Source organism: Rhodopirellula sp. JB055 (genome assembly GCF_043100905.1).
Taxonomy (GTDB): domain Bacteria; phylum Planctomycetota; class Planctomycetia; order Pirellulales; family Pirellulaceae; genus Rhodopirellula.
On record NZ_JBICHO010000592.1, the window covers coordinates 1 to 5,710 of the forward strand.

Genomic DNA, 5,710 nt, shown 5'->3' on the forward strand with positions numbered 1-5,710 from the left:
TCATCGACTTGGACAAACCGATCCAGATCACCAGCGGAGGTCAAACGCTGTTCGAAGGCCAGGTCACGCGAAGTTTAAAAACACTCGCGGCAACCTTGGACGAGCGATCCGATTCCGAGCTCGCCTTCCCAAGTTCTGTCGAAGTGGAGATGCCCAAGCCGTTCCCTCAATCGTTGGTTCCTGCCAAGGATCTGCCACGATACACCGCGGCGAAGATTGATACGGAGCTGACGATCGATGGTCGTTTGGACGAGGAAGCTTGGCAGCAAGCCCGCAAGACCACGTCCTTTGTGGACTTGGTCAGCGGACACCCCACTCGCTACGACACCCGCTCATCCATCCTTTGGGATGACGAGTTTCTCTACATCGGATTTTGGTTGGAAGAACCCAATGTCGACGCCGAGTACAAAGACCGTGACGATCCGATTTACTACGACAACGACGTCGAAGTCTTCATCGCTGGAAAGGACGCCTACTACGAGTTCGAAATCAACTCCTATGGAACCGTCTACGAAGGCTTCTTTGTATGGCAAGAAGCGTACGAGAAAGGCGGTTATGCAGCGGACCCACAACTTGCCAAAGACGCTCCGAATCAACAGGATTTCGATGGCGTTGGGTTCACGGATCATCCACGCGGCAAACGCATCGCGTTTCTGGGGTACGACTTTCCCAATTTCAAATCCGCCGTTCACATCAACGGGACTCTGAACGACGATTCCGACGTCGATCAAGGTTGGACGGTCGAATTGGCGTTTCCTTGGAAGGAGATGAACTGGCTCGCCAAGGGCGACAACCTATCGCTACCACCCAAGGTCGGCGATGAGTGGCGAATCGATCTCTTCCGATTCAACAAAACCAAAGCCCCCGAACCCGCCACCGACTCCAGCGGCTGGGCCCTCGGCAAACACGGAGTCTGGGACTCCCACATCCCCGAAATCTTCCCCATCATCACCTTCGCTGAAGAGTGATCAACACTCGCAAAATTTCTGCAGGGCAGTCAAAGATCGCATGTCATAGGCAATGCTTCGCTGGCCATTGATTGACTGAACCATCTAACGATGAGCGAAGAGTAAGTTCCGGATTGAAATTGTGGCATAGGCTTCTACGCATGTGTTTCTCGCAATCACAGGCTAGAAGCCTGTGCCACTTATTTTTCGATCGGTCCTTATGTGTTCGCGTCGGTTGTGCGTAGCTGCTGAAAGACCTGTGTGTTGCGACTAAAAATTTGCTTCGCACCCGTGGCATGCCTTATCCTTGTGGTTCTGCTTTTCGGATTGGACGGATTCTTCGTGTCCAGTTCTCCAAACCAGGTGGGTGCACGATGATTCGAGCGACGTCGATGGGATTCTTGATGGTGCAGGTCGTGTTGGTTTGTTGTCCGGCCGTTGCCGATGAGCCGGAGAAACTCATTGCAAAGATTCAGTCCTTTGATGCGAACGCGAGCCCGCTGACCGCCATTACCGGTTGCGAACATTCCGCGACTTGCTTGCTCGGCTATTACGACGGGAGCATCGAACGGGTGGACCTGGAAACCGGAATGAGGACCGAAGTCTGCCGAGGCGTTGCACCGATCCGTCACATCGCCCTGTCAAACAATGAGCAGCAGTGGTGTGCGGTTGTGAGTGGTCAAGACGAAGAAGTCCATTTGGTCTTTGGTCAGTTTGATGGTTCGAGCGCGTTGAATGTCATTCCGCTCGCCACAGACTTGAGGTTGCGAGGATGCTACGCCGAGTTCTCGCCTGACGGAAAGTTCATCGGCGTTTCAGTTCGCCGATTCAAAGATAATAGATCCGTGTTCTTCGTCGCTCACTGCGAAACCGAAGAGATCCTTTGGGTATCAAACACCAAAAGCACGGTAAATAGTCCCAGTGGTTTGCAACAATCATTTATGCTGACTTGGATCGGTGATCACAAGGTGGTCTTTCTTTCAAACCAATCCAAGGCTGGTTCGGCCGTCCGAATCATTGACGCGGCGACTCTGATAGACATGTCGCCTCTGGATCGTAGACGACATGTCAATCTGAAGAGAAAGTCGGAGTCCATTCAGGTTCCTGGAGAGATCCTGCAGATTCGTGCGGCGGTTGACAAGAAATCGATCATCGTCCTCTCTGACCTTGATCCAAAGACCACGCTTTTGAAGGTGGCTTTTTTCAAGTGTGCACTGTCCAACCCAGACGGTCAGGCAAGTCCAGCAGCACAGGCTGAATTGCTGTCCCAGATGCCACAGAGCCATCACCTACATGACCATGTCTATCTCATGAATGATGAAGGCAGTTTTTTGGTCAATCTGACGAAACGACACGCTGTTGGCGTACCCGTTGGCTATGAGCTCTATGTGGTCCAGCCATCAGGCGTGAAGTTGATTGAACGATCGAACGCACCCGCCATTCTGCTCGACGGTGAGGGATCGGTGAGGTTGCAACATGACCGAGACAGTGAGACTTCATTTTTGTTTGGATACGCTGAAGACGATGAACAACACAGTCTGCTCGCGATACGCCACTACCCGACAGAGACCCGTGACGACGGGGTCTTCGATTTGAACTTCCGAGGCAGGCATCCAACCAGTGTGGTGGCAGGCGACAAGCCCAGGTACCTGGTGATTGCCGCAGTGAATGTGGTGCTTCCGTTCATCCCTGATGTCCCGAACCGAAGACAGCAACCGCCGGTGTCGCCGATCGCGGTTGCCCAATTGGTTCCCGCGATCGGGTCATAGCCCGGATCAGACGATACTTCATCAGCGATGCGTTGCGATCAGTCCAACAGCTCGTTCAATTGCAGCCAAGCTTTGAGTTGGTTGGGCCATTGGTCGACGGGGCGGTCGCCGCGGAACATGCCAAATCCGTGGCCGCCGGTGGGGAAGAGATGCATTTCGGCTGGGACGCCGTGCTCGATGCAAGCCGCGTAGTAACGCAAGCTGTTTGCGACAGGAACACCTTTGTCATCGCCAGCGTGACCCAAGAATGTCGGGCACGTCGAAGAAGTGACTTGTTCGTCTCGTGACATTTGGTGCACCAGTTCGTCGCTGGGCGATTCGCCCAACAGGTTCTTCTTCGAACCGCCGTGCGTGACCGCTTTGTCCAACGAGATCACCGGGTAGATCAACGCGGCAAAGTTGACGCCGGTTTGCGGGTCCGTTGCGATGGTCGACGCCAGGTGCCCACCGGCGGAGAAACCCATGATGCCGACTTGTTCCGTTTTCAATTTCCACTCGTCGGCATGATCTCGCATCAGCTTCACGGCTTGGCGAGCATCACCCATTGGGATCGGATGCTTGTGAGCACCACCGCCACATCGGTATTTCAAAACACCAGCCGTCACGCCTTGTTCGGCGAACCATTCCGCCACCACGTGGCCTTCTTTGTCGATTGCCAGCCCGCCATAACCGCCGCCGGGGCAAATCACGATCGACGTACCAGAGTGCTTGGCCGGGTCAGCGTGGTAGACCGTCAATGTCGGACGCAAGATGTCCGTGACCCAGGCATTTCGTTCGCCTCGATCGTGCACCACCTCGGTGTCATCCGCTGCGGTGGATCCGAGTTCTTCGTCGGTCCAAAGTGGCAGTGTTTCAGGTTCCGCAGAATGGGCGGGTGGGGAAAGTGGCATCCAGGTGGCAGTGAAAACGGCAAGCGTGAGAGCAAACTTCCAGGAATTGTTCATGGGCAAGGCATTCGCGAACAAGGTGGGATGATTCGTTGTGAGAAACGAAATCATAACTCGTCACGCCACGAAAAGTGCGGAGGGGCCAACGTGTCTCGCGACGTTCAAAAGATAAGTGGTGGCTGGCGTCTGGGTTTCGCCCCGGATGGGGCCATCGTGGGAGTTGGGGGCATCCCTCGCTAACTCGTCGGGTTGTGATGGGTGGCCTTGGCCGACTCTGACGGGCAAGAGTGCCTTTTTATACCCCACATCTCGAAACACCAAAGATTAGTGTCCGATCAGAGTGGATTAGTGTTCCGCCAGAGCGACCAAGGGAACACTAATCTCCGCTGATCGAACACTAATGGTTTTTGGGCAAGGGATGCTTGGCTTCAAAACGCCTGTATTCCTAACGCAAGCGGCTCTCAAGAGATGTGGGGTACAAAAAGGCAAGAGTGCCCATCCTACGCCTCACCCTCGCATACGCCTGAACGGCGTCGCTCAACCTCTCCTCTAACTTCGTTTCGGGAGAGGTACGCCATCTGGAAATGTGCCGAGAGGCAGGATCAGAAATCTGCACGACCTCATCATTTGCGAAGATGCGACGTCAGTGCATGTTCGACGCGGGCGATTCGTTGTTGCCCGCTTGGCTGACTTGAGGTGGGTTCCATTGCGATTCGTCCCACATCGGTTGTGGCTCGGGAACGGGGACTGACATGTCTGGCTGAGAGATAGCCGGAACGGATTGATGCGGAACCGGTTGGCTGCGGAACATTTGGTGGTAGTCGGCCAAATGCTGATCCACGTCTCGAGAGAGCATGCGTCCGTTGGCATGACCTGCGATCACACACCCGTAGTACAACGCGGTTCCGCCGCCGGGGATGAACCAACTGGCCGTGCCCGCCACATAGGTTCCGTAGGCGGGGTACAGAATGCGATTGGCTTCGATGATCCCGGCTCGATCGTGGCGATCGTAGAGATAAGCCATCACGTCTCGCGAAGCGATCGTTTCGTGCCAAGTTGGAAAGAACATGTACGCCAGCGCGTACGTGCCTTGGTAACGACGACGGGTGAAGTCCTTGGCATGAGCCAGTTCATGCAATGCGATCGCTGGTACATCGCTGTAGAGGTGAACCGTTTGCGTGTACGGGTTGAAGTGGTCGCCACCGAAGAAGCGACCTGGCAGAATCGTTTCGCCTCCGACGGACAACAGCCCCAACGTGTAACGATAAGGCCAAGCGACCGTTTTGTTCTGCCGCAATCGGTGAAAGTCCTTCAGCGGTGCGTATTGGTTCATCCGCACCTTCACGTGCGGCAGGTTGTTCTCATCCAAGTAGCTGGCCACCGTCTCAACGGTCGGCGCCGTGATTTGGTGATTGTCGACCCGGCGATCCCACAACAAGATTTTGTCTGGGATGCCCCAGATCCATCCCGCCGTGTCGAGCACCTTGTGGGGCTCGCCAAATTCAACCTGGCTGCTGGAATCGTTGAGCAGCTCGGGAGCGATGCATTGCGGGCGAGCTGGAATGTGTGCAGGGGTCAGCACGTGACAACCGGTGGAACTGAGCAGTCCCAACGTGGTCACCACGAAAGCCAAGATTTGGCAACGAATCGCTGCGTGCACCTTCATTCCGCCAATCCCTTCACCGAATTCTGATGTCGACTGAGACTCGCGAATTGATTTTCGCGAGCGAGCCTCTCCATGAACCGAAGCGAACCAGCACCTGGCTCGGCTCCGCAGGATTTCTATCGGAAGGGAACCAGGTCCAGGACGAATCGAACTGTACCGGTCACAGGAATTTTGCAGCCTTTCACAGCATCGGTTTCACGTCGTCCGTTTCACGCCAAGCGGTCGGTCGCAACGTGATAGTGCGGGTCTTCGGAAACGTTGACTTCGACCAAATCACCCGCTTGATTCAACAGCGAGCGACATTCTTCGCTGAGGTGGGTCAGGTGCAAACGTTTGCCAGCGGCTTGGTACTTCTCGGCCAGTCCATTGATGGCTTCCAGACCCGATTGGTCGTAGACGCGGCTGTAGTAGAAGTCGATCACCACGTCATCTGGATCTTCC

At 55.1% G+C, this 5,710-nt stretch carries 5 protein-coding genes; 2 read left to right on the forward strand and 3 right to left on the reverse strand.

What is annotated here, in order from left to right; genetic code table 11:
- Together ACF8AM_RS23175 and ACF8AM_RS23180 are read left to right on the forward strand one after the other, a co-directional pair.
- Positions 1-968, forward strand: a 968-nt coding sequence (locus ACF8AM_RS23175; RefSeq protein ID WP_392557928.1) for a carbohydrate-binding family 9-like protein, incomplete at its 5' end; no start/stop codon positions are given.
- A 353-nt stretch (positions 969-1,321) separates the two neighbouring features.
- Positions 1,322-2,716, forward strand: coding sequence for a hypothetical protein (locus ACF8AM_RS23180; protein WP_392557929.1), 1,395 nt, complete (start codon positions 1,322-1,324; stop codon positions 2,714-2,716).
- A gap of 38 nt (positions 2,717-2,754) precedes the next feature.
- Here ACF8AM_RS23180 and ACF8AM_RS23185 read toward each other — a convergent pair whose 3' ends face one another.
- From ACF8AM_RS23185 to ACF8AM_RS23195, 3 genes are all read right to left on the reverse strand, one after another.
- Positions 2,755-3,660: an alpha/beta hydrolase gene (locus ACF8AM_RS23185; protein WP_392557930.1), complete on the reverse strand. Its 906-nt coding sequence runs from the start codon at positions 3,658-3,660 to the stop codon at positions 2,755-2,757.
- Positions 3,661-4,246: 586 nt separating this feature from the next.
- Positions 4,247-5,269, reverse strand: coding sequence for a hypothetical protein (locus ACF8AM_RS23190; protein WP_392557931.1), 1,023 nt, complete (start codon positions 5,267-5,269; stop codon positions 4,247-4,249).
- 209 nt (positions 5,270-5,478) lie between these two features.
- Positions 5,479-5,710, reverse strand: a 232-nt coding sequence (locus ACF8AM_RS23195; RefSeq protein ID WP_392557932.1) for an STAS domain-containing protein, incomplete at its 5' end; no start/stop codon positions are given.

What these genes read in the sequence shown, in the direction of transcription:
- ACF8AM_RS23180 (WP_392557929.1), top strand. Translation starts at nt 1,322, where the DNA reads ATGATTCGAGCGACGTCGATGGGATTCTTGATGGTGCAGGTCGTGTTG.
- ACF8AM_RS23185 (WP_392557930.1), bottom strand. Translation starts at nt 3,660, where the DNA reads ATGAACAATTCCTGGAAGTTTGCTCTCACGCTTGCCGTTTTCACTGCC.
- ACF8AM_RS23190 (WP_392557931.1), bottom strand. Translation starts at nt 5,269, where the DNA reads ATGAAGGTGCACGCAGCGATTCGTTGCCAAATCTTGGCTTTCGTGGTG.